Origin of the sequence: Paenibacillus sp. RC334, assembly GCF_030034735.1 — a bacterium.
GTDB classification, from domain to species: domain Bacteria; phylum Bacillota; class Bacilli; order Paenibacillales; family Paenibacillaceae; genus Paenibacillus; species Paenibacillus terrae_A.
On record NZ_CP125370.1, the window covers coordinates 2905259 to 2931613 of the forward strand.

Annotated in this window: 24 protein-coding genes and 1 pseudogene; 3 read left to right on the top strand and 22 right to left on the bottom strand. The window is 47.0% G+C overall.

Translation table 11 applies throughout. The annotated features are described in order from the left end of the window. Positions 1-31: 31 nt before the first annotated feature. On the bottom strand, positions 32-901 hold the full coding sequence (locus QMK20_RS13320) for a VOC family protein (protein WP_283656098.1): 870 nt from the start codon (positions 899-901) through the stop codon (positions 32-34). A gap of 48 nt (positions 902-949) precedes the next feature. Then, positions 950-1363 (bottom strand): DoxX family protein, encoded by a 414-nt coding sequence (locus tag QMK20_RS13325; protein ID WP_283656099.1) that lies wholly within the window; start codon positions 1361-1363, stop codon positions 950-952. A 272-nt stretch (positions 1364-1635) separates the two neighbouring features. Here QMK20_RS13325 and QMK20_RS13330 point away from each other — a divergent pair, with 272 nt between their 5' ends. After that, the gene (locus QMK20_RS13330) at positions 1636-2175 is read left to right on the top strand and encodes a helix-turn-helix domain-containing protein (protein ID WP_134914680.1); all 540 of its coding nucleotides are present in this window, start codon (positions 1636-1638) and stop codon (positions 2173-2175) included. 71 nt (positions 2176-2246) lie between these two features. On the opposite strand, the pseudogene QMK20_RS13335 reads toward QMK20_RS13330, so the two are convergent. From QMK20_RS13335 to QMK20_RS13370, 8 genes and pseudogenes are all read right to left on the bottom strand, one after another. Next, positions 2247-3367: pseudogene (locus QMK20_RS13335) on the bottom strand (phosphodiester glycosidase family protein). A gap of 312 nt (positions 3368-3679) precedes the next feature. Continuing rightward, positions 3680-5146 carry a potassium/proton antiporter gene (locus tag QMK20_RS13340; protein WP_283656100.1) on the bottom strand — a complete coding sequence of 489 codons (1467 nt, stop codon included), beginning with the start codon at positions 5144-5146 and terminating at the stop codon, positions 3680-3682. Between the two features lie 196 nt (positions 5147-5342). Continuing rightward, positions 5343-6731 carry a class II fumarate hydratase gene (fumC, locus tag QMK20_RS13345; protein ID WP_283656101.1) on the bottom strand — a complete coding sequence of 463 codons (1389 nt, stop codon included), beginning with the start codon at positions 6729-6731 and terminating at the stop codon, positions 5343-5345. 160 nt (positions 6732-6891) lie between these two features. Further along, complete coding sequence (locus tag QMK20_RS13350) at positions 6892-8436, bottom strand: 2-isopropylmalate synthase (RefSeq protein ID WP_283656102.1); 1545 nt, start codon at positions 8434-8436, stop codon at positions 6892-6894. Between the two features lie 100 nt (positions 8437-8536). Continuing rightward, positions 8537-9247 carry a FadR/GntR family transcriptional regulator gene (locus QMK20_RS13355; RefSeq protein WP_283656103.1) on the bottom strand — a complete coding sequence of 237 codons (711 nt, stop codon included), beginning with the start codon at positions 9245-9247 and terminating at the stop codon, positions 8537-8539. A 190-nt stretch (positions 9248-9437) separates the two neighbouring features. Next, positions 9438-10457: an aldose 1-epimerase gene (locus QMK20_RS13360; protein ID WP_283656104.1), complete on the bottom strand. Its 1020-nt coding sequence runs from the start codon at positions 10455-10457 to the stop codon at positions 9438-9440. 136 nt (positions 10458-10593) lie between these two features. Next, positions 10594-11394: an MBL fold metallo-hydrolase gene (locus QMK20_RS13365; protein WP_283656105.1), complete on the bottom strand. Its 801-nt coding sequence runs from the start codon at positions 11392-11394 to the stop codon at positions 10594-10596. A gap of 134 nt (positions 11395-11528) precedes the next feature. Beyond that, entirely contained in the window at positions 11529-11825 is a 297-nt protein-coding gene (locus tag QMK20_RS13370; protein ID WP_283656106.1) for a hypothetical protein, read from the bottom strand. Between the two features lie 164 nt (positions 11826-11989). On the opposite strand from QMK20_RS13370, the gene QMK20_RS13375 reads away from it, so the two are divergent. Beyond that, positions 11990-13222 (top strand): aminopeptidase, encoded by a 1233-nt coding sequence (locus QMK20_RS13375; protein WP_283656107.1) that lies wholly within the window; start codon positions 11990-11992, stop codon positions 13220-13222. Between the two features lie 75 nt (positions 13223-13297). On the opposite strand, the gene QMK20_RS13380 is transcribed toward QMK20_RS13375, so the two are convergent. The 11 genes from QMK20_RS13380 to bcaP all read right to left on the bottom strand — a co-directional run bounded on the left by QMK20_RS13380 (position 13298) and on the right by bcaP (position 23907). Beyond that, positions 13298-13789 carry a hypothetical protein gene (locus QMK20_RS13380; protein ID WP_283656108.1) on the bottom strand — a complete coding sequence of 164 codons (492 nt, stop codon included), beginning with the start codon at positions 13787-13789 and terminating at the stop codon, positions 13298-13300. 271 nt (positions 13790-14060) lie between these two features. Beyond that, positions 14061-15179: a glycerol dehydrogenase gene (locus QMK20_RS13385; RefSeq protein WP_283656109.1), complete on the bottom strand. Its 1119-nt coding sequence runs from the start codon at positions 15177-15179 to the stop codon at positions 14061-14063. Positions 15180-15215: 36 nt separating this feature from the next. Further along, entirely contained in the window at positions 15216-16223 is a 1008-nt protein-coding gene (bioB, locus tag QMK20_RS13390; protein WP_283656110.1) for a biotin synthase BioB, read from the bottom strand. Between the two features lie 241 nt (positions 16224-16464). After that, the gene (locus QMK20_RS13395) at positions 16465-17766 is read right to left on the bottom strand and encodes a hemolysin family protein (RefSeq protein ID WP_283656273.1); all 1302 of its coding nucleotides are present in this window, start codon (positions 17764-17766) and stop codon (positions 16465-16467) included. 396 nt (positions 17767-18162) lie between these two features. Continuing rightward, positions 18163-18615 carry a spore coat protein GerQ gene (gerQ, locus tag QMK20_RS13400; protein WP_283656111.1) on the bottom strand — a complete coding sequence of 151 codons (453 nt, stop codon included), beginning with the start codon at positions 18613-18615 and terminating at the stop codon, positions 18163-18165. Between the two features lie 52 nt (positions 18616-18667). Then, the gene (locus tag QMK20_RS13405; RefSeq protein ID WP_044647384.1) at positions 18668-19090 is read right to left on the bottom strand and encodes a cell wall hydrolase; all 423 of its coding nucleotides are present in this window, start codon (positions 19088-19090) and stop codon (positions 18668-18670) included. A 159-nt stretch (positions 19091-19249) separates the two neighbouring features. After that, positions 19250-19999, bottom strand: coding sequence for an SDR family NAD(P)-dependent oxidoreductase (locus QMK20_RS13410; RefSeq protein WP_283656112.1), 750 nt, complete (start codon positions 19997-19999; stop codon positions 19250-19252). A 132-nt stretch (positions 20000-20131) separates the two neighbouring features. Beyond that, the gene (locus QMK20_RS13415) at positions 20132-20527 is read right to left on the bottom strand and encodes a DUF2500 domain-containing protein (protein WP_014281575.1); all 396 of its coding nucleotides are present in this window, start codon (positions 20525-20527) and stop codon (positions 20132-20134) included. Between the two features lie 188 nt (positions 20528-20715). Then, positions 20716-20898, bottom strand: coding sequence for a hypothetical protein (locus QMK20_RS13420; RefSeq protein WP_014281573.1), 183 nt, complete (start codon positions 20896-20898; stop codon positions 20716-20718). A 201-nt stretch (positions 20899-21099) separates the two neighbouring features. After that, positions 21100-22350 (bottom strand): WD40/YVTN/BNR-like repeat-containing protein, encoded by a 1251-nt coding sequence (locus QMK20_RS13425; protein ID WP_283656113.1) that lies wholly within the window; start codon positions 22348-22350, stop codon positions 21100-21102. A gap of 165 nt (positions 22351-22515) precedes the next feature. Further along, positions 22516-23907: a branched-chain amino acid transporter BcaP gene (bcaP, locus tag QMK20_RS13430; protein WP_283656114.1), complete on the bottom strand. Its 1392-nt coding sequence runs from the start codon at positions 23905-23907 to the stop codon at positions 22516-22518. 230 nt (positions 23908-24137) lie between these two features. Here bcaP and QMK20_RS13435 point away from each other — a divergent pair, with 230 nt between their 5' ends. Further along, positions 24138-25067, top strand: coding sequence for an L-lactate dehydrogenase (locus QMK20_RS13435; protein ID WP_283656115.1), 930 nt, complete (start codon positions 24138-24140; stop codon positions 25065-25067). A gap of 116 nt (positions 25068-25183) precedes the next feature. Here the strand turns inward: QMK20_RS13435 and QMK20_RS13440 are convergent, their stop codons facing one another. After that, the gene (locus QMK20_RS13440) at positions 25184-26287 is read right to left on the bottom strand and encodes a DUF3900 domain-containing protein (RefSeq protein WP_283656116.1); all 1104 of its coding nucleotides are present in this window, start codon (positions 26285-26287) and stop codon (positions 25184-25186) included. Positions 26288-26355: the final 68 nt, after the last annotated feature.

The following is a 26355-nucleotide window of genomic DNA, read 5'->3' on the forward strand; positions in this document are numbered from 1 at the left end:
GAATACCCTCTTCCTTTACTTTCCTGATATGTTAAACGGTTTGGCCGTCGGTAACCAGTTTGATATGAATGCGGAACGGATCAGCTACGTATTTGGCACCATCGCGTTCCTCCACTCCATATCCTGCCGCAGTCAAACGGACGACAACGGCCTCCAGTTCCTTTTGATTCGGCACAATCAGTTCAAAATAATCCAGGCCTGCAGCATGCTCGGGAGCTGGGAGCGCCCCTTCCCCTGCCCATATATTCAAGCCCATGTGGTGATGGTAACCACCTGCGGATACGAACAAAGCAGACGAGCCATAGCGACATGTAATATCAAAACCGAGCACATCGCAATAAAATTGCTGCGCCTTGAGCAAATTAGACACATGGAAGTGAACATGCCCAATTACCGTTCCTTCGGGCAACCCTTGCCAAGGTAGGTTCTCGGAAATAGCGACCAAGCCTTCTGCATCCACAGGATCTGTTCCCATAATGTAATATCCGTTAGCATCTTTCTTCCACTGATCACGAAGACGATCCGCATAGATCTCTATCCCGTTATTATCCGGATCATGGATATACAGAGCTTCACTTACATCATGGTCCCCCTGTCCGATTTCAATCTCATGAGCAAGCAGATTACGCAGTGACAGGCCCAGAGCCACTCGGTTCGGTACAAGAATAGCAAAGTGATACAATCCGGCTGCGGATTGGCGTGGAAGAATAACTGCATTTTCAATAAACTTAAGGGTTAGCAGCGGTTGCTTTCCATCGACTGTCAATTCAGCGGTATCCGCCGTTTGACGCAGCAGTTGAAAACCAACGACCTCGGTATAAAATTGAATAGAGCGCTCCAAATTACTAACCTTTAATGAAACCTGCCCGATTCTGGTGTTGTCATGAATATGTGCTGTCATGAGATTTCCCTCTTTCTACATGGATTGGAGGACTACGCTAATTATAAATTACTCTTCAATTGAAGTACGACGTCTAAACAAAGAATCCAGAGACAAACGAGTCGTCGGCGCAAATACCAAATGCAATGCTACCAGAATAAAGGCAATATCCAGCTCATACCCTGCTCCCTGACCATTACCCATCAAACCACCGGACAATTTTGCTGTGAAAATCGCTCCGATTAATACAATAACAAAAAGTCCAGAGACATAACGGGTAAGCAATCCAAGAATTAAAGCAATTCCTCCGACTAACTCAATTACTGCAACGGCATAACCTAAAAATCCCGGAACACCAATACTGGAAAACCAGCCAGCTACATTACCCAGCCCCATTTGAAATTTAGCAATTCCGTGCGCCAAAAACAAGATACCCAACGCCACCCGCATAATTGTTGAAATGTTTCTGCTTGCTGAACTCATATTTATCTCTCCATTCTGAATATTTTTTTGCACTCGTATGAGCACATAATAATAATTATTTTATATTACTAATAATTTGGTTAAAAAAATAAAATGATCTTGCTCTAAGTTGTAACTTATATAAGTACGAGTCAAACTCAAATTATTAGTAATAGGAATAATTATTTTGTAATGTGAATTTATCATAAGAAACTATAGTCTGTCAACAAAATATTTGGTATAATAAATAATAAATTAGTATACATTATATTTCCTTGAAGGAGGAACACTCCATGGGTATAGGATGCAACATACGCGCCGCGCGTAAACGTAAAAATTTATCCATCCAGCAAATATGCGAACGAACCGGATTATCTCAAGGCTTTATGAGTCAAGTGGAAAACAATAAAACCTCCCCTTCCATTGCTACACTGGACAGCATCGCTAATGCACTTAAGGTGCCCCTCGCTTTTCTGCTGCTCAAAGAAGAGGAACGAATGCAAGTGATTCGAAAGGACGAGCGCCGCAAAACGGTTTATGGCAAAAATAAGCTTCAGGTGGACCATTTGGGGGGCCAAGGTAACGTCAAAATGATGCTGGTGGACATGCCGCCAGGCTCATCCACGGAAGAAGAGCATGCTCATGCGGGCGATGAGATTCATTTTGTTATGGAAGGCACAGTATATGTGGAGCAAGGCGAGGATTCGGCTACCCTCGAAGCAGGAGATTCCTTTAGCTGGAGAGCAGCCATTCCGCATTATGCCAAAAACATTGGAGAAAACAATGCACGTATTCTGATCTCCGTATTTCTCGAAGCAGAGAATGACGCTTAATAGAATCAAAAAAAGCGCGTACCGGGAAGTCATTTTTCACTTCCGCGGTACGCGCTTTTTATATTCCAACTCTATCTTTTCTTGGCTGCGTCAATGTCTCCAGGATTCATACCTTCCCAAATGTTAGGGATACTTATGTTCTCTGGATGCTCAAATACGAGGAATGCTGTCGGTAAATACCGCTCCCCGTATTCAGAAGAAGGTTTATTTACAATGGCACGATCCTTGACGAGCACGGTCGATGATCCACCATCCAGATTAGCACCGATAACCGCTCCGTGTTTAAGTAAAATGTTTTGCATATCATACAAATTGGCACCGATGCTGTAACCCGGCTGACGACCGTCGATGGTCACAAAAATAATCGCGCCGTCTGCTCTTTGCCCCATTGCCGTACGGGGAGCAATTCCCCATCCTTCGCTTGCATTGCGAATAAGACCTTTACCATTCACGATCAAGCGTGGCTGGAAGGTAACCGCTTCTTGCACGTTCATTTTGGATAACTCGGACAGTGAATAATGCCCGGCCACCATTTTCCCCTGCTTATCAATCCCTACGATTTGGGCAGAAGCGTTTTTCCCCATATCATTGTAGTATAGCTGACCCTGTGAAATAACAACGCCGATCGGCTTAAATCCATTCCCATTCCAGTTGGGATCGGCAAAGCCGCCGCCATTTACGCCTGCAACAGCTCCCAGACGCTCTACCATACTGGATACTCTTTCTCCTTTGCCTACCTTGGCAGGAATACCGAGTCTGATTTTAGTTGGGTCATGCACCGTCATCACATAGCCGTGATAATTACGACCGGATACCTCTTCTACCTCAACCAGCGGCGTTTGCTGCACCTTGGTCGGTGTCAGATCAGGCAGCTTGATCGTATGTCTGTCCTTCTCCTCGCCCATCTGCTCGAAACGGGCCGAATATTCGGCCACTCGCTTCTGCGCCTCCGCCTCACCAATAAAATATTTTGCCCAGTGACGATGTTGTGTTGTGATCAGCGTATCCGCCGCCAAGTAGCGCAAGTCCTTGCCAGATGGCGTTAAAAACAGCCACGCACCGCCCCCGACTCCTGCTAGCAGTAGTACAATAAAAAGCCGCGCCATAAAGCGACCGAATTTTCCTTTTCGTTTCTTTTTTTGTTATTCTGCCTGCGGGCTGTTGCACGCTGTGGCAAGACTTCCGGTTTCATTCGTCATCTCTCCTGTATGCTGACTTCTGTCTTGAATATAACCCCGTTCTCTATGAGGCTGATAGGGTTTGTTGTTCAGGACAGCCATGCTGCTGATTCTGATCCTCAGAGGGTAACATATCGGCAGCGACATCTAACGACAATATCATAAACTAATTTTGTAGAATGATAGTGTCAATTTTTTAACAGATTCATCATACCGAAAAAGAACACAATAAAACAGCCCTCAACATTAATGTGAAGGACTGCTTGGAAAATTACGTTAAATTTCACGCTTGCTCGGAACCCGTTTAGTTGCCGTTGCAATCCCTTTTACGGTGCGGCCTCCGGTTCAAGCAGCATGAACAGTTCTTTCATTTGCTGGCGCTTGAGCTTCGGACTAAGCACATACAAGGTATCCCCCGGCTTAATCACCGTCGTGCCTCTCGGAGCTATAATCTGCTCCTCTCGAATAATAGCGGTGAACAAAATGTCATCGGGAAGCTGCATATCCTGAATCGCTTTGTCCACAATAGACATCCCCTCCTGCACCTGAATGTGATTGATCTCCGAGGTGGTTTTCCCTAGAGATACCAATTCCAAAAGCGAGGGTGATGACGTTTCGTTAGGGTCCATTAAGCCGAGTTTCACCGCCAGCCACGAAATGGTCGTACCTTGTATAATGGCCGAGGTAAGCACGACGAAGAATACGACATTGAAAAACAGCGGCCCCACATCCATTTCATCCAGCAGTGGATAGGTAGCCAGTACAATCGGTACCGCTCCCCTTAATCCTGCCCAGGATAACAGTGTCTTTTCGCGTATAGAGTACCTGGAAAAAAGCAGGCTCAGGAACACGCCAATCGGACGGGCTACGAGCATCAGGATGAAGGAAAGCGCCAAGCTTTGCCACACAATGCCGAGCAGCTGATCGGGAAAAACCAACAGTCCGAGCAGGACGAACATCATGATCTGCACCATCCAGGCGAAGCCGTTGTTAAAATGAATAATAGACCGCTTGTAGGTCAGGTCCGAATTACCCAGCACGATGGCCATGACATATACCGCCAGCAAGCCGCTTGCCTCCAGTAAGGATGCGGCCGCATACGTTAAGACCGCAAATGCCAGCGCCATCACAGGATACAGACCGGATGAATCAAAATTCATTTTATTAATGGCAAATACAGCTATGCGTCCGAGCACAAAACCAACGACCAGACCAAAACCCATTTCCCATAAAAAAAGCAAAATATGTACCCAAATGGATTGCTCAGGATGATGTATCAGCTCAATCAACGTTACTGTGAGAAAAACGGCCATCGGATCATTACTTCCAGATTCCGCTTCCAGCGTGGACGTAATTCGTTTCTTGATATTTTTACCACCTAAAACGGAAAACACTGCTGCCGCATCCGTCGATCCTACAATAGCTCCGAACAGCATGGATTCCATCCAACTCACGCCTAAAATAAACTTGGCGCAAACGCCAATGACCACAGTTGTAATAATGACGCCAAGCGTCGATAGTGACATCGCAGGCCGAATGACAGGCTTAACATCTGCAAATTTCGTTTGCATCCCGCCTTCAAACAAAATAACGATGAGCGCGAGAATGCCCACCAACTGCGTAATAAACGCATTATCAAAATAAATAAACTGACTGAGCACCATGCCGACGGCAATAAACAATACGAGCGCAGGCATGCCGAAACGACTGGAAAATTTGGTAGTCAGTACGCCAACCAGTAGCAAGCCAGACAGCAAAAGCACAATAAAATTAATAACAGTTGTCTGTTCCATACGACGGCTTCTCCTATCTTGAAAATAGATGTTCATTTTTTCGCCTTTTATCTATATACCCTCAAATCACACAGAATACTAATCTTAGGTAAAAAAAATATATATAATCAAAAAAACCAGCTCATGAACTGTGCTAATCGGCACTCCATGAGCTGGTTTTTTGATTATATAGCTTGGGCTGCGAAAGCTCCGCGCTTTATGCTTTGGGCTGAATCATATTCGCCGGTACGACATATTGGTCGAACTGCTCTTCAGTCAGCAGTCCGCTACGGAGAGCCGCTTCTTTAAGAGACAGCCCTTCGGCATGCGCGAGTTTGGCGATTTTAGCCGCATTTTCATATCCGATATACGGATTTAATGCTGTCACCAGCATCAGCGAATTGTTCAAATTATGCTCAATTTTAGTGAGATCCGGCTCAATGCCGACCGCACAGTTGTCATTAAAGGCTACAATTGAATCCGCTAGCAGATTCACGGATTGCAGGAAATTATAAATAATGACCGGCTTGAACACGTTCAGCTCAAAATTGCCCTGGCTCGCAGCAAAGCCGATAGCTGCATCATTACCCATGACCTGCGTAACGACCATTGTAAGTGCCTCGCTCTGGGTCGGGTTGACCTTACCCGGCATGATCGAGCTGCCCGGCTCGTTAGCAGGAATCGTGATTTCACCCAAGCCGCTACGCGGGCCACTTGCCAGCCAGCGAACATCATTGGCGATTTTCATCAAATCAGCAGCAAGCGCTTTAACGGCTCCGTGTACGGCAACCACTTCATCATGACTCGTCAGCGCATGGAATTTGTTTGGTGCGGACGTGAACGTTTTATCAGTGAAGCTGGAAATTTCCGCAGAGGTTCGGTCACCGAACTCCGGATGAGCGTTAATACCCGTACCCACGGCTGTACCGCCAATCGCAAGCTCCTTCATATATTGCACCGTGTCGATGATGATTCGCTTGCTTTTTTCCAGCATGGCATACCAGCCGCTGATTTCCTGACCCAGTGTAAGCGGCGTGGCATCCTGTAAGTGGGTACGTCCAATTTTAATAATATCCTTAAATTGCTCTGACTTCTGCTGGAAGGTTTCTTTCAGCTTATCAATAGCAGGCAGCAAGTGATCCTCCACTGCAATGACACCCGCTACATGAAGCGCCGTCGGAAATGTATCATTCGAGCTTTGCGACATGTTCACATCGTCATTGGGATGCAGCTTTGCATCCTGTCCCTGCTCTTGCAGCCATTGACTTCCGAGATGAGCAATCACTTCGTTCACATTCATATTGGATTGCGTACCGCTTCCTGTCTGCCATACGACCAATGGGAAATGGTCATCGACCCGTCCAGCAAGAATTTCGTCCGCCGCATAAATAATGGCGTCCTGCTTCTCCTGTGACAGCTTGCCCAACTTATAATTGCTGATCGCTGCACTCTTCTTGAGCACGGCGAAAGCCTGAATAACCTCTAATGGCATTTTCTCCGAGCCAATAGGGAAATTTTCCTTGCTGCGCTGTGTTTGCGCTCCCCACAGACGATCTGCCGGTACTTTGATTTCACCCAACGTATCTTTTTCGATGCGGTAGTTCAATTCATTTCCTCCTCTTGGCCTATGTAATTCAGACAAAATATGGTGACTTCCTTGCCTATTATACATTAAATTTCAAAGGTTATCATATATATTGCAAGCGCTTTTTTACGATTAGGCCGCAGGAGGAATGTATCGTCAGCTACAAACCGGGGAGGTCGGTTCAGCTAATGGTGATATTGCCTTTAGTGCGAACTTCTTTTCTGCCGAGTAGTTTATTCAGCGCGTCGATGTAAGCTTTGGCGCTGGCTTCCAAAATATCTGTACTCGCGCCTCTTCCGCGGGCGGTGTACTCTCCTTGTCTCAGAACAGCATGCACTTCACCCAGTGCATCCTTACCGTACGTTACAGATTGGATCGAATAATCCTCCAATTCCACTTCTTCACTACTGGCCTTGTCTATAGCATGAAAAATTGCATCGATGGAGCCGTTTCCCATCGCCACTTCATCAATAGCTGTTCCACCCTGTTTAATCAGTCGAATAGACGCTACCGGAACCGACTGATTGCCATAGGATACCTGGATGGAATCCAGCGTGTAAATTTGAGGCAAGGCACTGCGACTCTCATCCATCAGGACGAGCAGATCTTCATCCAGCACCTGTTTTTTCTTGTCCGTCAAGGCTTTGAATTTTCGGAACGCCTCCTGAAGCTGCTCCTCTGTCAAAGCATCAAACCCCATGTCCGCCAGCTTTTCCTTGAACGCATGCCGACCCGAATGCTTGCCAAGTACAAGCTTACTTGTCTTCAAGCCGATGCGCTCGGGGAGCACGATCTCATACGTTGTACGCTCCTTTAGCATCCCGTCCTGGTGTATACCGGACTCGTGGGCAAAAGCATTGGCTCCAACTATAGCCTTGTTCCCCGGTACTGGCATCCCTGTGCGTTTGCTCACCAAGCGACTGGTGGCATACAATTCCTCCAGAACCAGACTGGTTTGCGCATCATAAAGCTCGGTTCTGGTATCAAGAGCCAACGCGACCTCCTCCACTGGTGTATTTCCGGCACGTTCCCCGATGCCATTGATTGTGCCTTCAAATTGGTCTACACCATTACGGATGGCCGCGAGTGTGTTAGCTGTTGCCATGCCGAGATCATCATGACAGTGGGTGCTGAGCTGTATTTTTTCGATGCCGGGCACTTGGGCTTTTACGATTCTGAACATTTCACCGAACTGATCCGGCGAAGCATAACCCACTGTGTCCGGCAGATTGACGACTGTTGCTCCAGCGCGGATCGCCATATCCACGACCTCGCAAATAAAGTCCAGCTCGGTACGGCTGGCATCCTCTGCCGAAAATTCTACCTTGTCAAAATACTTGCGCCCATAACGAATAGCTGCGGCTGCGGTCTCCAGTACCTTCGTCTTGTCCATTCGCAGCTTGTGCTGGCGGTGAATGGGTGAGGTAGCCAGAAAAAGATGAAGACAAGCGTCCTCCGCTCCCCTCAGCGCATCTCTAACCGCATCTATATCCTGCTCTTTCGACCGAGCAAAACCAACCAAGGTTGAATTAGTAACCTGTTTGGCAATCTCCTGCATGCTGAATATCTCACCTGGCGAGGTAGCCGGAAAACCAGTTTCAATCCGATCTACGCCCAATTTTTGCAGTTGAAGGGCAATTTCCACCTTTTCTGTGCTGGTCAGGCTTACTCCTGGTGCTTGTTCTCCATCTCTTAACGTTGTGTCCAACACCCATATTTTGCGCATACAGAACCCACCTTTGGTTTTATTTTAGGAGATGCTCGATATAAAAGATTTACGAATCATTTTATTCATATGATCATCTGATGTTTGAGATTAAAAAAAATTATGAATTTCCCATGTGCTTTTGCAGCTCCAGCTTGGTGCCATCCAAATGCTGAATACTGTACAGCTCGGCAGCTTTGGCATCCTGATCCCGGATCGCTTCATATATTTTCTCATGCTGAAGTGTAAAAGGATTTTGCATCGCCGGGTCGGTTACGAGATTTTTCAGCGCCTTCCGAATCGCCTCTACAAAGCTGCGATACACATCTGTAAGCACTTTATTACGTGTAGCCCCTGCAACAGCCAAGTGAAAAGTGATATCCGCATCCAGATACCTGTTCAAATCTCCAGCGGCCAATGTCACGGCACGACGGTCCAGTGCCTCGCGCATCAAGCGTAAATCTTCATCCTTACGTCGTAAAGCAGCCAGTCTGGCAATTTCCAGCTCCAACACACTCCGCACCTCATAGACTTCAATTATTTCAGCGCGACTCAGTCGGTAATCCAGAGGCTCCTGGGAAGTCGTCGGTTGGCAGACAAAGGTTCCGTGTCCTTGTTTTTTCTCTAATAGACCGGCATGTACGAGAACGCTGACCGCTTCACGCACCGTGGAACGCCCTACTCCAAAAAGCTTCATCAGCTCAGGCTCTGTCGGAATTTTTGTACCCACATCCCATTCATTAGTAGCTATTTTTCGTTGCAGCTGTTCAGCCACTTCATCGGCGATTTGCTTGCGTTTGACGGCTTGAAAAGGCACCATTTCCTGATTCATCTGATCATCTCCTGTTTCGTATCATACTATAGCGGCTTGCCATCCTGCAACCTGTTTTTCATATGTTCCCTTCCTCACCTCATTAGGCTTCTGCCTGTAATACTTGTCTTCTCCACCTCTCCTATCAACAAAATAAAGCCCGCACCGTTGGACACGATACAGGCTTATTCCGATAAAATATAGACTAAGACTAGGATTTCGATTGTGCAGGTATGACACAATATAAACGGCTGGTTGCTTCAAAAATATGGCCTGGAGCAAGTGCAATCAACCCGATCTCCTCTGCAGGCAAGTCCGGACGATTCGGTGCATTGATCATGTTCATTTGCGGCTCAGGACAGATGAATTCCTTGTTCGCTTTGTTATTCCAGATCATCCAATGCTTATAGGCCGTGCCTACATCGTATACGAGAGTAGCGCCTGTCTTACTGTGTGTCAGTTCCATATAGTTGCGTCCATTTTGCGGAGCTGCCGTGTAATGATTATCCATGGAGGCAAAATAAGGACTTACTCCCGTTGTCTTCAGCAGTTCCTCTTCCGGCGACAATGGCTGGAACTGTCCTGTGGCTAACAACCGCTCTGTCAGCTCCCTACGCTCACCGATAGTAACCTTAATTTTGTAGTCTTCCGGCGAACTATCCGGTACGAACGGAACCCGAATAGCCGTGTGAAAGGCAAACAGGTTTGGAATCGGCTGATCACCCTCGTTGTGGATCACATAACGCTGATGCAGTCCAAATTCGTCCAGGCTGTACGTCAGCTTGATGGTAAAGGTGAACGGCAAATAGCGGAACATGGGATGTCCTTCCCTCACATGCTGATTCATTACTACATAGCTGCCCTGTTCTCCAGATCCGTAGTCCTCAACCTCCCACCGGACGGTGTGTAAAAAACCGTGCAAATGGTTGTGGGTGGCCGTTTCATTGATGGGCAGTTCATATGTAACTCCATTCCACAGGAATTTGCCATCCTCATACCGATTCGGAGGATACAGGAAAGGAATCCCATAGACTGACGGACTTTGTTTAAAAGCCTCTATGCTGTCAGCTTCCGGCTCACGAAGAAAAGAATATCCCGTCTCATTGTCACGAAAAGAAATCAGATTTGCGCCGTTTCCCGGCAGGGCTACCGCTTCATAACGCCCGAATTTAAGGCGAATCGCTGGTATTCCATAATAAAGGTCACCAATTGCAGCATGCTGATGTGTCATCAAAAATCCTCCTTGATGAATGACGATGATAAATGAAAGCGTTTAGCTTTTGGCTTGACTATACCATGCTGAGCAAAAAAATTCCATGCCAACACAAAAAAACGATACCCCGTAAGGCATCGTCCTTTCCAGATCGCTACACATAGCGCCCCTGATTGGGTACTGCCGTGTGCTCAAAATCCTCCACAAGTCGTTCCAACTGGCTCGTCAGCTCATTTCCCTGCATGTAGTGACCGTGTCCCGTAACGGCGATCTCCGGCTTTAAACCGGACAGCAGTTCTACTGACCGCTGCGCAGCCTGCCAATCTGTCGTAAAATATGCAGGCGGACCGTGTATTTCTTTTTCCTGTAAAATAACCGCCAGCGCCGATTCCTGTTTTACGGTAATAAAAGCATCTCCGGCTACCAGCAGCCGTCTGCGTTCATGAAAAAGCGATATGTGACCCGGCGTATGTCCAGGGGTATGCAGCCACTTCCAGCCGGGCGCACCGGGCACACTGCCATCCTCTGGCAGACGGGTGATGCGATCATCCAGATCAATGGCATCATTGGGATATAGAAAGGAAACGCTCGACAGCAGACCTCCCACACTGGGATCAGGTTGTTGGTAATCCTTCATCCCTGTCAAGTAAGGAAGCTCCAGCGGGTGCGCATACACAGGGGTACCCCAATGCTGAACCAGCTCAATGACCGATCCCACATGATCAAAATGCCCATGAGTGAGCACAATAGCAACGGGAGGGCCAGCGAACCGTTCCTCAGCCAAGCGAATAATCGAGTCTGTAAACCCCGCCATCCCCGTATCCACCAGTACCCAGGATCGACTTCCCGGCTCCCCTATAAAACACACATTTACAAACAGCGTCCGTAAGCTCAGAAGATCGGGAGCAGCCTCTTCATTTGCCGTCATTCCTTCGGTGAACAGATGATTTGCCAAACTGTCATCCTCCCCATTCACATGGAATTTGCTGTCATTATCGACCTATAGGCTTCCCCCATGTCGGCAGATTATGCATTATGCGGACACTGCTAAATATAATCCGCTTGTCACGAAAATAGACCATGTTTACATTACTCGGGTAATTTACTCCATGCCGCATCAAGCAAATAATCAAACAAATCATCATTCTCTTCAATCCAGGCATCCATACGCAGCATCTCTTCCTCTACGCGTGGCTCGCCTGCAAAATGAAGACTGTAATCCCACTCCTTGCCCCTTTTGCTATGGAACGTAATTTCGTATACAGAAGTCTGTCCATCTACTCCAAACACGACCTGACCCAAGTATGCACCATTCTCATCTCTAGTCATTTGTGCCTGTTGAATATGTACTTCCTTTACATCCTGAGATGCATTTTGATCAGTCATTTATCTATCCGCCCTTTCATTTTCGCCAAAATGTACCAAAACTAATTTGTGAACCTCTTCGTTACATTGTACAATATATAAGCCGTGTGTGGAATTTGCAAGAAAACTGCGCAGGCAACCCCAAGCCCTGTAAAGGGCCTTTTCGTGAAATGGAGGAAAGTTACATGTCAGATTTTCAACAAAAATTGCAAAAATATGCCGATTTAGCCGTTCGGGTGGGGGCTAATGTCCAGCCCGGGCAAACACTCATCATTCATGCTCCCATCCTGTCCGCTGAACTTGTGCGGCTAATTGTCAAATCCGCGTATACCGTCGGAGCCAAGCTGGTTAAGGTAAAATGGAGCGACGAAACCATTACTCGCCTACAGTATGAACTGGCTCCTGATGAGACTTTTAATATTCCTCCCAAATGGTATGCGGCCGAAATGACCGAAGAGGTCGAGAACGGCGCAGCAGTACTGCATATCTTAGCAGAAAATCCGGATTTGCTTCAAGGTATCCCGTCCAGCCGCATTACTGCGGCTCAGCGTGTGCGTTCACATGAATTACTCCAATACCGTGAACTTCAAATGGCCGACAAATTCAGTTGGGCTCTGATTGCTTACCCTTCTGAAGAGTGGGCTGCCAAAGTATTCCCGAATCTGCCAGCTTCTGAACAAATGGATAAGCTGTGGGAGGCCATTTTCAACACCGTACGTGTGGATCTCGACAACCCGGTAGAAGCATGGAAAGAGCATTTGAAGACACTCTCCAGCAAATCAGACATTTTGAATGGCAAACGTTATAAAAAGCTGCATTATCTGGCTCCAGGCACCGATCTGACCATCGAATTGGCAAAAGAACACCTGTGGGTTGCAGCCGAAAGCGTCAATCAGCAGGGACATTCCTTCGTAGCCAATATGCCTACCGAGGAAGTGTTTACTGCCCCGCTCAAAACCGGAGTGAACGGCAAAGTAAGCAGCACCAAGCCGCTCAGCTACAGCGGAAATATTATCGACAACTTTACATTGACCTTTGAAAACGGGCGCATTGTAGATGTGCAGGCTGAAACAGGCTTGGAGACTCTTCAGCATCTCGTTGAAATGGATGAAGGCTCCCACTACTTGGGTGAAGTGGCTCTTGTGCCTCACCAGTCCCCCATTTCGGATAAGAACATTTTGTTCTATAATACGTTGTTTGATGAAAATGCCTCCAACCATTTGGCGATTGGCAATGCCTATGCATTTAACCTCAAAGGCGGCAAGGACATGACTCAGGAGCAGTTGGCTGCCAACGGCCTGAATTCCAGTCTGACGCACGTCGATTTTATGATCGGCTCAGGTGAAATGGACATTAACGGCGTCACCGAGGACGGTACTGAGGAGCCCATCTTCCGCAAAGGAAATTGGGCGATCTAAATGACAAAAAAGGCTCTCGCCGCTTTCATGCGGAGGAGCCTTTTTTCTTCATTCACGGGTTATGTCACAGATATTTTACAAATTACGAAGCCACTGATTTACTGTAATTCCAAAAATAATTTGTACCACGCTGATGATTAAAAAGACAATAAGGCAGCTTACGATTCTTCTATTCGTGGATTGGTGCATGGATAATGAAGATTTTACATAAAACATGCTGCCCAATATCCCAAAACACAAACCAAAGATACCTGCAAACAGCCAGCCTATGACCAAGCTCACCACTACAAAAGCCCAACTCCAGCCGGGAACTTTAGCCACAGGCACGTAAGGCTGATTGGAACCCAGATATACGCCATCCACGGCCAGATCCGCTTTGTTGCCAATGACGACAACATTTACAGCTTTATTCGTCAATCTGATGGGGAAATCGACCAAATTCAAAAAAGCATTCTGGCTTTTAACCTTCTGTACGCTTCCATTCACAATAATTTTCCCGCCGCCGAGGCTACGCTTGTACTCAATTTCATACTGAGTCCCATTATCTTCTACATTCCATTTTGCCATTGCTCTACTCCTCTCAAGTTTTAGGCTAGCCGTAGATATACTTTCGACATTTCCTAATTCAGCATTTTGCATCATTCGATTCCCAACGCTTGAAAGTACAATAATAGACGAACTAAACCGTTTCGATCTATTGCTGATTTGAAATCGCTCTTGGGATTGTTGCAAAATGCTCATTTATGTACTGTAAAAATCATAACATAGGCTGCAAGTTAAATAATGGAAAAAGGCCGCTTATTAGCGACCTCTTCGTGTATTTCATATTGTATTGGTGTTAATTCTTATGCCCAATTTTAGCTTTGTAAGCAAGGGAATACTGGTCAGCTGCCAAAATCGCATCCAGCACATCGTCCGCCGTTACTGCAAATGGCAGGTTGTGAGCGGTTTCTCCTTCTTTCGTCGCTGCCTGAGCTACCCGGTACAAATCCTCGCGGGAGGCTTCCTGGAGCTTTACGTCCTCCAGTGTGACGGGCAGATCCAGCTTCAGATAAAAATCGATATACCGTTCCACCTCAGCCAAAGATCTTTTTTCCAACGCAAGCTGTACCAAGGTACCAAAAGCGACCTTCTGACCATGCGTCAGATGATGAATATCCCCTTCCAGCACGGTAAAACCGTTGTGTATCGCATGTGCGCCTGCCAAGCCACCACTTTCGAATCCCAGGCCACTCAGCAGCGTATTAGCTTCCACCACTGCTTCAAGCGCAGGTGTAACCACTTTGCGCTTCACGGATTCATAAGCTTGCAGTCCGTAATCGAATAGAACCTCTTCGCACTTGGCCGCAATCGCTTCGGCTGCCAAGGTTGGCAAGCCACCAGCCATCGTTGTAGCCCGAGCCTCGATAACCGCACGAGCTTCAATCCATGTTGCCATCGCATCCGCAATGCCAGAAGAGAGGAACAATGGCGGTGCTTGGGAAATAACCTTCGTGTCGACCAGGATCAAGCTTGGATTTTTACTGAAAAAAGAATACGTATCAAATGCACCCTCATCCGTGTACAAGACAGATAGCGCACTGGTCGGAGCATCCGTAGAGGCTGTCGTTGGAATAATCACAACCGAGGAACCTAGCACCTCATTAACCGCCTTGGCGGTATCCAGCGTCTTGCCGCCGCCTACACCAATGACAATATCGACATGCCCGCTTCGTCCCTGATCAGCAATACGGTTCACTTCATTTTTGGACGCTTCTCCTTGAAACTCCACCTTTACCGAAGCAAGCCCCGCTTGTTCCAGACTTTTCACTACCCGGTCGGCTGCGATACCCCATACCAGCTTGTCGGCAATAACCAGAGCAGTATGACCTAATGGCTTGACATATTCACCCGTTTTATCAATCACATTTTTCCCTTGCACATATTTACCCGGACTAACAAATACCTTTTCACTCATCGTTCAACTCTCCCTTCCAAGTTTGTACAATTCCTATTATACGGCTGAAAGGGCACACATCTCAATTTCAAACCCCAGATCTTCAATCATTTGATGATCGGCTGTGACTTCTTGTCCATCTGTCGTTAAATAATCTCCTACGAAAATCGAATTGGCTGCATACAGGGATAAGGGTTGCAGTGTCCCCAAATTCAGCTCCCGACCGCCTGCGACACGAATTTCCTTGGATGGACAAATGAACCGCAACAGCGCCAGCACCTTTAATGCTCTGATCGGAGATGTGCGCTTTGTTCCTTCCAGCGGGGTTCCGGGGATCGGATTCAGGAAGTTAACCGGAATGGAGTCGGCACCGAGTTCTCGTAAAGCATAACCCATTTGGACAATTTCCTCATTCGTTTCCCCCATTCCGATAATCACGCCGGAGCAGGGTGACATCCCGTGAGATTGAGCCATTTTAACCGTTTCGACACGTTGATCGTATGTATGTGTGGTTGTAATGGACGGATAGTTGGCCTTGCTCGTATTTAAATTGTGATTGTAACGATGGACTCCCGCCTCTGCCAACCGGCGAGCCTGATCTCCTTTGAGAATCCCCAGGCACGCACAAATTTTAAGTGGCATTGTACTGGTAATTTCCTGTACTGCCTCAATTACCTGATCCAGCTCTCGATTCGTTGGGCCCTTGCCGGAAGCCACGATACAATATGTACCTGCTTTCCTTGCTAACGCTTCACGGGCTCCGGCCAGCAGAGACTCCTTGTCCAGCATACTGTATTTGCTGACAGGTGCCGTGGATACAATAGATTGTGAACAATAGCCGCAATCCTCCGGACACAGGCCGCTTTTGGCATTCATAATCATGTTGAGCTTTACCTTTTTACCGTAAAAATGATGACGCACATGAAATGCAGCTTGCATAATCGGTAAGATTTCCTCATTGTCCGCTTCCAGCACCGCCAATCCTTCTTCCAGCGTCAAATTGCTGCCGTGGATCGCTTTTTCTGCCAGCGAGTACCAATCCGTAACCTCATTGGACCATTTCATACTCTGTACCTCCCTAATTTAAATGAGCATGTAAACAGATAAGTTTCTCAGGATAAATTACCTTCTTAATTGTCAACCATATAAATTTATAATAGGTTTACAATTGTACAGACATCATATCAATTCATGTTCTATGTGTAAAGAAGCTAAAATCAAAAAAAGCGACCCTTTATCGTTCAAGGGTCGCTTCAAGGATTATTCAATTATAGAATGTCTACTCTTTTGTCTGGTGAATCCTGATTTACGAGACTCCAGCTTCCTCCATAAGGATTGGCTGCTTCAACAGCCGAATACGTGAAATCCGCTTGTTCTCGATTTCTTCTACAACGAACTGACAACCTTCAAATTCTACAGACTGACCCGGCTGTGGCGGGATGACCTCAACATGCGAGTACAGCCAGCCCCCTACTGTATCATAATCCTCATGATCCAGATTCAGTCCAAAGCGATCATTCACTTCATCAATTAACAGCATACCGTCAATGGAAAATTCCTCGTCATTAATCTGCTCATAACCCGGACGCTCCTGATCGAACTCATCCTGAATTTCACCAACGATCTCTTCCATAATATCCTCCAGCGTCACCATACCCGAGGTACCACCGTATTCATCAATCAGAATCGCAATTTGTGTCTTGCTACGCTGCATGCGTTTGAGCAAATCGCTAATTTGCGTAGATTCAGGAACGGCAAGAATCGGGCGGATCATCATACGGGTATCCAGTTTGTTTGCCCGCAGAAGATCCTTAATATGGATAAAGCCGATAATATGGTCCTTGTCCTCGGCACAGATTGGATAACGCGTTCTCATGCTTTCCGTCGCAATCGCGAGATTTTCCTCTGTGGACTCATTGCTGTACAAACAGATCATCTCGGTACGCGGAATCATGATTTCCCTGGCGGTCGTGTCGGTAAAATCAAATATATTATCAACAAGCGCCAATTCCGTATTATCAATTAGTCCGCTCTTATTGCTTTCTTTCATCAGAATGCGTATTTCATCCCCCGTATGCGCGGAATCGTCATATTCAGATACCGGCTCCAGACGGAATAAACGCAGCAGGCTGTTCGCCATGCCATTCAACGCCCATATGAATGGATACATCAGCTTGTAAAACCAAGTCATCAGCATGGCCGAATACAGCGTAATGGTTTCAGATTTACGAATGGCTATCGTTTTGGGCGCCAATTCCCCCAGCACAATATGCAGAATCGTAATCACAATAAATGCAATGACCACGGCAGTACCGTGTACATATACCGGTCCTAGCCCGGCGGCGGTAAATACAGGTTCGATCAAATGTGCAATGGCCGGCTCTCCGATCCACCCCAGTCCCAGCGAAGCCAGTGTAATGCCCAACTGGCAGGCAGACAGATAAGCGTCCAAATTGTGTAACATATTCGCGGCATATACGGCTTTTTTGTTACCCGCCTCTACCAATGCTTCAATACGGCTGCTTCTGACTTTCACCATTGCAAATTCTGCAGATACAAAAAAACCGTTTAATAATACTAATGCAAAAACAATAAATAAGTTGAACATACTCGGTAAAGGGTCACTCAATATGCTCCCCGTCAGCCGTCATTACGGCAGACAGGCGCACCTCCTTCGGATAGTTTCATCATAGACAGAACGATAACACATCATAAGCAGCGTCAACTTCCCAACACATTCACTCCTTCCGGCTTTTACAAGCCATATTTTCGCATGAATGACGAAGCCATTCATCAGCTTATATTCAATTATATAGCTATACACTACACAGTCAATCCGCAAGGTATGTCAGAAAAATCGGCTAACGCGGTCATTATGACCGAAAATCGCCATTTTCCGCCTCTTACCACAAGGGAAGCTACTATATTTGAGAAAGAATATAAATAAAATAAATCCCCCGCCGTAAGGCAGAGGATTGGGGGATAAACTATATATATGAAGACATCAGCGAACCGGGGACGAGCCCGGATTACCCATGACGCCAGGATATTGGTACAACAGCGGCTCATCAAAAGTCGCATAGTCCAGATTCACCATCAACAGAATGGTGCGTCTTCCAGTAGAAGGATCACTGATAATAATGTGGTCACGACCCGCCGCTTCCAAAATGCCCTTGAAAATTTTCGCGTTCCATTCCCGGTTATTTTCATAGGTCATATAAAAAGTACCCGTTTTGCCCAGATTCAGACGCAAAATATTTTCAATATAAGATTGCTCATATTGTGGAGTCTGAGTCTGTACCACTGTGCCAGTCGGTGTCATTGCGCTACCACTATTGACTTGAGGGGGAAAGCCGCTCATGGGCTGCATGGTTCCCATTGGGGCCAACCTAGGCCATTCGGGAAACCCGCCGCCAGCAGGATAAGAGACAGGACGGTAAGCTTGCTGTGAAATCATTTTAATTCCTCCTAAAATGGTTTTAAATCATCCACACTCATGTTGTTACGCGTTAATAGACGGCAGGGCAATCCTGTGCAGTTGGACTAAAGAAGCAATGGGCCTTGTAACGGCCGGTGTTAGTCTGGTTATACCAGGTATCCGGACAGTCCCCGGAAGGTCTGAAAAACCACAATGCATTCGAAGCCGGGCGAATCTTTTCCCCATTAATGACACGCCGGGCAAGACGAATGTCACGGTCACGGGCTCTTTGGTAAAAGTACCCCTTTTGGGTAGCTTCAAATCCGCCGGGACTTTGAAACACCATGTCATTCATGAGGCGAATTCCCTGAAAATCCAGACAATTGGCCAAAATCCGATTAACACCGACATTGCCGACCATGAGCATTCCCTGCTCCCCTTCTCCTTCGGCCTCTGCTCGCATAAGCCGGGCCAGTGTCCTTACATCCTCTGAGTTGACATTAATAACAGCCAACGTCTCCCCTCCTTACTGCTCAATCATATATCGTATCGTATGGTACAAATGCCCAATGGGTGACAGCGACAACGAAAAAAATAGCCCCGAAATTCGGGACTATCCTGCAGTAACGTATCCTTATATAAAAATTAAGTTCGCCCATGTTCAGCCTAATTTTCAGGGCCCATAAATCATTTTTCGCGTCATGCCGCCATCTACAACCAGATTCGTGCCTGTAACAAAGTCGTTGCCGGACTGGGTCAAATACAGACACGCCCGCGCGATGTCGGCAGGAATTCCCACTCGACCGGATGGATGCTGCTGATGGTCTTCGGGGCGTAGTTGCCCGTAATCCCCTGTCTCAATCCAACCCGGACTAATACAGTTGACCCGGATTCCATCCTTTCCTAGCGATATGGCCATCGCGTGTGTAAGGGCTGCAATGGCTCCTTTGGACGCCGCATAGGCTTCTGTATCCGGTTCTGACATAAAAGCCCGTGTTGAAGTCATATTGACCACAGAGCCCCCTTCCGGATTACGTTTCATCACCTTAGCCGCTTCTCGTGTCGCAATAAAGCAGCTACGTACATTTGTATTCAAAATGTCATCCCACTCCGCAACCGTTAACTCATATGGAGATTTCCATTTGGACACGCCCGCATTGTTAATCAGCGTATGAATGGTGCCATATTCCTCTTCCGTAGCACGGATCAGCGCAACAATATCTTCTTCCTTACGCACATCACAGGGAACAAAGATCGCCTGATGTCCTTCATTCCGTGCCGCAGCCGCAACAGCAGCCCCTTTTTCCTCATTGTGATCGGCAAATACGACCTTGGCACCTTTGCCAGCGTAGGCCAAAGCGACCTCTCTTCCGATTCCATGTGCCGCTCCTGTTACGATAACAACTTGTCCCTCAAATGACATGGCTTATTCCTCCTCTATACACTTCCCTAGTATATATGTACCAAAATGTGCTGCACAAGAAACAAGAACAGCCCCCTGGCCTGTTTCACCGCAGGAGGCTGCCCATGAATGAATGGGAGAATAAGCTGCTGTCTACATTTTTACCTGTTCCAAGCTATAGCGATTGAGACGCTGGAACCCGATGTACCGTGTACCCTGAAAGGTAAGCCGCCCCTCATCTCCCTCGGCACATTGACCATATTCTTCCCCGCTCACCTTAAACTCCATCCGGTCGCCACTCTCCACCTCGAAGGTTACATAATAGAAAGTATAGGTACGAGTCCCTTGTTCCTCCTGCCGCCTCTGTTGGAGATGTGTCCTTCTGGCCGTAATTCGGGAACCGACCGTCAATACAGGCTGCCTTTTATTCCGGCTCCATTCCATGACTTCCTTGCCCGCAGACAGTACGACAATACCCAACACGACTACGAAAAATACGGGCAGTACCGTACCCAGCCAATCGAACATCCATAATGACTCAAATCCCATGCACCGCACTCCTCTCCGCCAGGCATTCCACAGGGAAACGGCCGGGCATCCTCACATGATCTAAGCTTTCTGTAATAGTATATGTACGTTCCTGCCCAAATTTGATAGCAACCCTCAAGAACGCCAAGAGCCTCCACGGAATGATCCGGGAGGCTCAACATATGGCGATATCAGAATGATGCATCTGTTTATACATGTACAAGCTGGAGATAACGTTGTGTCTCATCCAGAACTTCATTTTCTTCTGTTTCGGCGTAACGTTCTGCACACTGCTTACAATCCTCTTCAGTCGTGCAACCGTAGGCATCTTGGCAAGTGTAACAAAATTGAAGGTAGTATTGGGTTAACATATGATCCTGATTCGCTCTCATGATTATCACTCCTATCGTTGTTTACAGGTTCAGTATAACAGCGGCTCATCCGATAGATTGTGATTTTTTTCACATATTGTCGTATAAAATTTAAGTTTTTTAAAAATAAAACGCCCTGTGCCTCTTCCCTGTATCTGCATGGCCTTTTGAGGACGTGCAAAATGAGGGGGAAAAGCACAGGGCAATCGCTCTGATGAAAGGTTATAGGATCCTCCAGCTGGCACCGCCATCCGTCGTTTTAAGTAACAGTGATTTCTTGTCGTCCAATCGTTCCAGAAGCAGCCACGCTACCGTAGAAGAAGCGAAACGGAGCTTGACCGATCGCGGGTAATCCTTAAGCTTCGATGGCAATACTTTGCTGCCAGTAAGGGTTGTCCATGTCTTGCCCCCGTCCATCGTTCGCTTCATTCTGGTTGGGGTTACGATCCACCCTTCCTTATCATTTAGAAAAGTGCGGCCGGGAATAACGGAGTTTCTTTTACTGGTCAGCCCCAAAGACACATGGTTCCATTGCATGCCTGCATCAGCAGTAAACAGTCCGCTATACTTTGTACCGCTGTCTAAATAACAGAGAACAGGAATCCAATACGAGGAACTATTTCCTTTAAAAGACTGCGGAGCTTCGGCTTCGGCTTGAGGACAACCCTGCATCTTGCTGGCTACCGGCGTCCAAGTCTTCCCTTGATTCGAAGTCTTATAAAGCTTAACACTGCTATCCAAATTAATCGCAACAAAACCCTGCTTGTTGCCATCAAAGCTCATTCCCGCCATGCTGCCCTGATCGGGCAGGCCCGAGCTTGACTCATTGGATGACATGCCAGAACTTTGCGCAACCTTCTTCCATGTAGCCCCTCCATCAGTGGTATGATACAACAACTTTTGTTGATCCTGCTCATTCAGGTTTGTAGACGCCATAATCCATCCGGTAGACGGATTTACATATTGTATCGCGCTCACATGCTCCCCGCTTGGGAGCGCTGAAATATCCCAGCTTTGTCCCCCATCAGCGGTTCTGAGGATGACGGTTGCGGTTTTGTCCAGATTTTGACGGACAACCCATCCATGCCGGGAATCGGTAAAGCTAATATCCTTCCCATATTCAAGCTTGTCTTGAAATTGAACGTTTTCGGAAGGAGAAATATTATTCCAGGTATTTCCACCATCATGCGTATAATAGAGCCGAAGCTCATTACGAGTAACTCCCCAAACGAAACCTTTTGTATTATCAATCAGATGGAAATCAGCTATTCGTGTCTGAACTACATATTTGGCATCGGGATCGCCCACCTTCGGCGTCAATGGTGGATTAATAGTTATCGTTTGTCCCTGGTCATCCGGTTCCTCAACCGGAGGTTTGGTTACGGTTTCTGCGGGTTCGGAAGAACAGCCAGCCAGCAGGATACCTGTCAGCAGCAATACTCCCCCCAGGAGCGCACGCCAGCGCAGTTTCATATAAAGATCCTCCCTAGATGGCATGCGGTAATCCCGTGCCACAAGCTTATCTGAAACAGAATTATACCATAAACGACCTTATGTGACACTTTTCGCGCACTCATACAAAAAAACCGGCACCCTCCACATAAGTGCAGGATGCCGGCTTTTTAACATTCAGACAAATTAGGATTTACGGTTTAACAAACTTTTGTGATATCCATAGAAGAAATAAATCAGTAGACCCAGCAGAAGCCAAACGATAAATCCAATCCACGTGCTGATATGAAGCTGAAGCATCAAACCGACGCAAACCAGGGCACTCAAAAGCGGGAGTAACGGGACCCAAGGAACGGTAAAGCCTCTTTTCAGATCGGGACGTTTCTTACGCAGAACGATCACCCCAACCGATACAACGGCAAAAGCGAACAGGGTTCCGATACTCGTCAGGTTCGTCAGAGCATGTAATGGAAAAAATCCACTAGCCGATGCGATGATGCTTCCGACCAGCCAAGTGCTTCGGATTGGTGTTTGAGTTTTGGGATTGATTTTAGATAAAAATACCGGTAACAAACCGTCACGCGACATCGAGAAAATTAACCGTGTTTGACCATACAACAGTACGAGTAAAACCGTGGTCATCCCGGCAATCGCACCGACAGAAATCAATCCTGCCGCAAAATCCTGATGGATAAAGCGCAAAGCAAACGCAACAGGATCATTTACCCCTAACTGCGTATAAGGCACCATTCCGGTAAGTACAACCGAAACCGCTATATACAGCACCGTACAAATCGCAAGCGAGGAAATAATACCAATTGGCATATTTCGCTGCGGATTACGTACCTCCTCTGCTGCCGTTGAAATGGCATCGAAACCCAAGTAAGCAAAAAATACGATTGCCGCGGCACTCAAAACACCGGAAAAACCATAGGGGAGAAACGGTGTCCAGTTCGCAGGCTTAACATAAAAAATTCCGATTCCGATAAACAGCAGCACAACGCCCACTTTGACACAAACCATAATGAAATTAAATCGGACCGTTTCCTTGGCTCCGAGACTCAGCAACAGTGTGATCAACATAATAATACACACAGCAGGCAGGTCAATAATGGTTCCCTTGGCTGAATCAAAGGCTGCGGTTAAAGCCAGTGGTAAATGTATATCGAAGCCGGCCAGCAAGCCTTGAAAATAAGCAGACCAGCCACTGCTCACTGAGGCGGCCGCCACCCCGTATTCCAGAATTAAGTCCCAACCCAGCACCCAGGCCAGAATTTCCCCAAACACAATATAGCTATACGCATAAGCGCTGCCGGCAGCGGGAACCGTAGATGAAAGCTCTGCATAGCACAAGGCTGCCAGCACGCAGGCAATTCCTGCAATAACAAAGGAGATCATCAGGCCAGGACCCGCATTTTCCGCTGCTGCCTTGCCTGTGATCACAAAAATCCCGGTACCGATGATACATCCTACACCCAGCATAGTCAGATCGAAGGCGCCCATCGTTCTCTTCAAATGACCCGTCGTTCCGTTTTCCCCATGCGGGAGCATCCCTGTCTTTTTTCGAAATAAGTCCATAATCATAATCCTCTTTCCATAATGTCCTACGCCAATATTGCTACTGCAACGCTTTAGTGTGTGTTTCTGTCATTCGATTAATTATTGGCGAGTCCCTGTTTGAAGTCAAGGAGAAATGTCATATTTCTTTGCAGTGGAGGGCACATATACGGTAAACTAAGTAGGAAAGATAAATTTTGTATTATTAAAAAATGAAAAGGTATTCAACCCGAAAAGGAGATGAGGATTTTATGAGCTTAAAACCTTACAAACGAAGCAGAGTGGCCATTGTCGGCATGGGAGCGGTCGGTACAACGACCGGTTACACCCTCCTGCTACGCCAACGCATGTCAGAACTTGTCTTTATTGATGTTAATGTCAAAAAGGCGCAGGGGGAAATGCTCGACATGAATCACGGGCTTCCCTTTCTCGGCGGTGTCAAAGTGTGGGCGGGTGATTATGAAGACTGCCGTGATGCGGATATCATCATTGTTACAGCGGGCGCATCACAAAAACCGGGAGAAACACGCATTGATCTGCTCAAGCGTAATGCCGAAATTTTTGAAAGCATTATTGATAATATCGTCAAGGTAAACACACACGGCATTTTGCTGATCGCAACCAATCCAGTGGACATTCTCTCCTACATCTCCTGGAAACGTAGTGGCTGGCCTTCGAGCAGAGTTATCGGTTCGGGTACGCTGCTGGACAGCGCACGCTTCCGTTATTTGATCGGTAAGCAAAAGGGCATTGATCCTCGCAGCATCCACGCCCATATTATTGGAGAACATGGCGATTCCGAGCTGCCTGTATGGAGCACGGCCAACATCGCAGGAACTCCATTGGAGCTGGGCGAAGAAACGAAAAATGAGATTTTTGAAAGTACCAAAAATGCAGCCTATGAAATTATAGATGCCAAAGGCGCGACCTCTTACGCCATCGGGCTGGCTCTCGACCGGATCGTAGCAGCCATTCTGGGGGACGAAGGGTCGGTACTTAATGTGTCCACTTTGCTGGAAGATTATAACGGAGTGTCTGACGTTTATCTGGGTGTCCCGAGTATCGTAGATCACAACGGGGTACGCGAAATTTTAGATCTTCCACTGAATGACAAGGAACGTCAAGGGCTGCATCAATCTGCGAACAAGCTGAAAGATCAAATCAGTAAACTCAACTTGTAGATGAACAAACTGAAATTGTAGACAAAAAGGGCCTCCACAGCGGCGAAAATACCGTTGAGAGGCCCTTTGATTATTTTATATAAGGAGTTCGGCTTATCGTAAACAGTTTATTCAGATTACCAAGGCGGTGTATCGCCATCGGCAAACTCGTCTTCTTGCTGGCGTTTCTCTTTCAAGCGCTCAGCCACCGTTTCGAACGATTCAGGTTGAAGCAGCTCAATCGGTGAAAAACCTTTTTCAAACGTAAATGCGTCGCCTTCAATGATAAGCGCGTATCTATCATGCAGCTTCGTAATATGCAGCTTGGCCCCAAAGTCGGACAGCAGTCCACGCACAGCCGTATCATCCAGCTTGAAGCGAACTTCAATTTCCGGTTTTAGCTCAACAATATGCTGTGCAGCCTCTACGACCTGAAGGGGTTCCCATTTTCCTTGCAAATCCCGTTTTTCACTGGCCGCCCACAGCTCCAGATCACGTTCCTCTTGCTGTCTTTCCTCATTGGAAGCATCTGGCCATTTCGTCTCTACATAGTTCTGGACGAAGCCCATGACATGCTCATTAACGATTTCTGGCATGGATTGCTCGTAGGTCACAAATTTCAGAAAATCCTCAAAATACCGGGCATGCGAGGACTGGTGAATTTTAAGCTCCCACTCATCGTTCATCCCCTCCTCCAGCATGTAAGGATACATGATGGATTTCATATTACGGGCTGAAATGGCCATTTCGACCTCACTGACCAGACTGCTTTCGGTAATCCGAGCAATTTTAGGTTCAAAATCACATTTGAGCACAAAAATAAACGGATCATCGGAGTGTGTATTCAAGGTAGCCTGTACAATGATCAACGCTCCGCCGCGTACCGCGCTCGTATCCAGATACATCCGCACCAGATCGTCGCAGGCATTTTTAAAATCTTCCTTATCCTCTGCTCCCCGCAGCCGGGCGAACATATTGAAATTCGGATTACTGCTCAGTTCATGCTCCGGTTCAACGATAAAGCGGCCAATTTTGGTCGGTGCCTGCTCTGTGCTCGGATTTTTCTCGACCTTCCGCTTGCTAATGCGGGCAAATTCCCCATCCAGAAATTTTTTAACATCGCTTTCGTCATAATCATAGTCATCCATCGTAGCGTAATGCTTGTAGGACTTACCACCCTGTCCTTCTTTTCCGTCTACCTGAATTACAAAAAAAGATAAAAAGTCCACTTGAAAGTTCATTTGTGTTCCATACGCTCCTTTTCAGGCATGTACGCGTAATTATATCACTATGGATTTAAAACGTACAT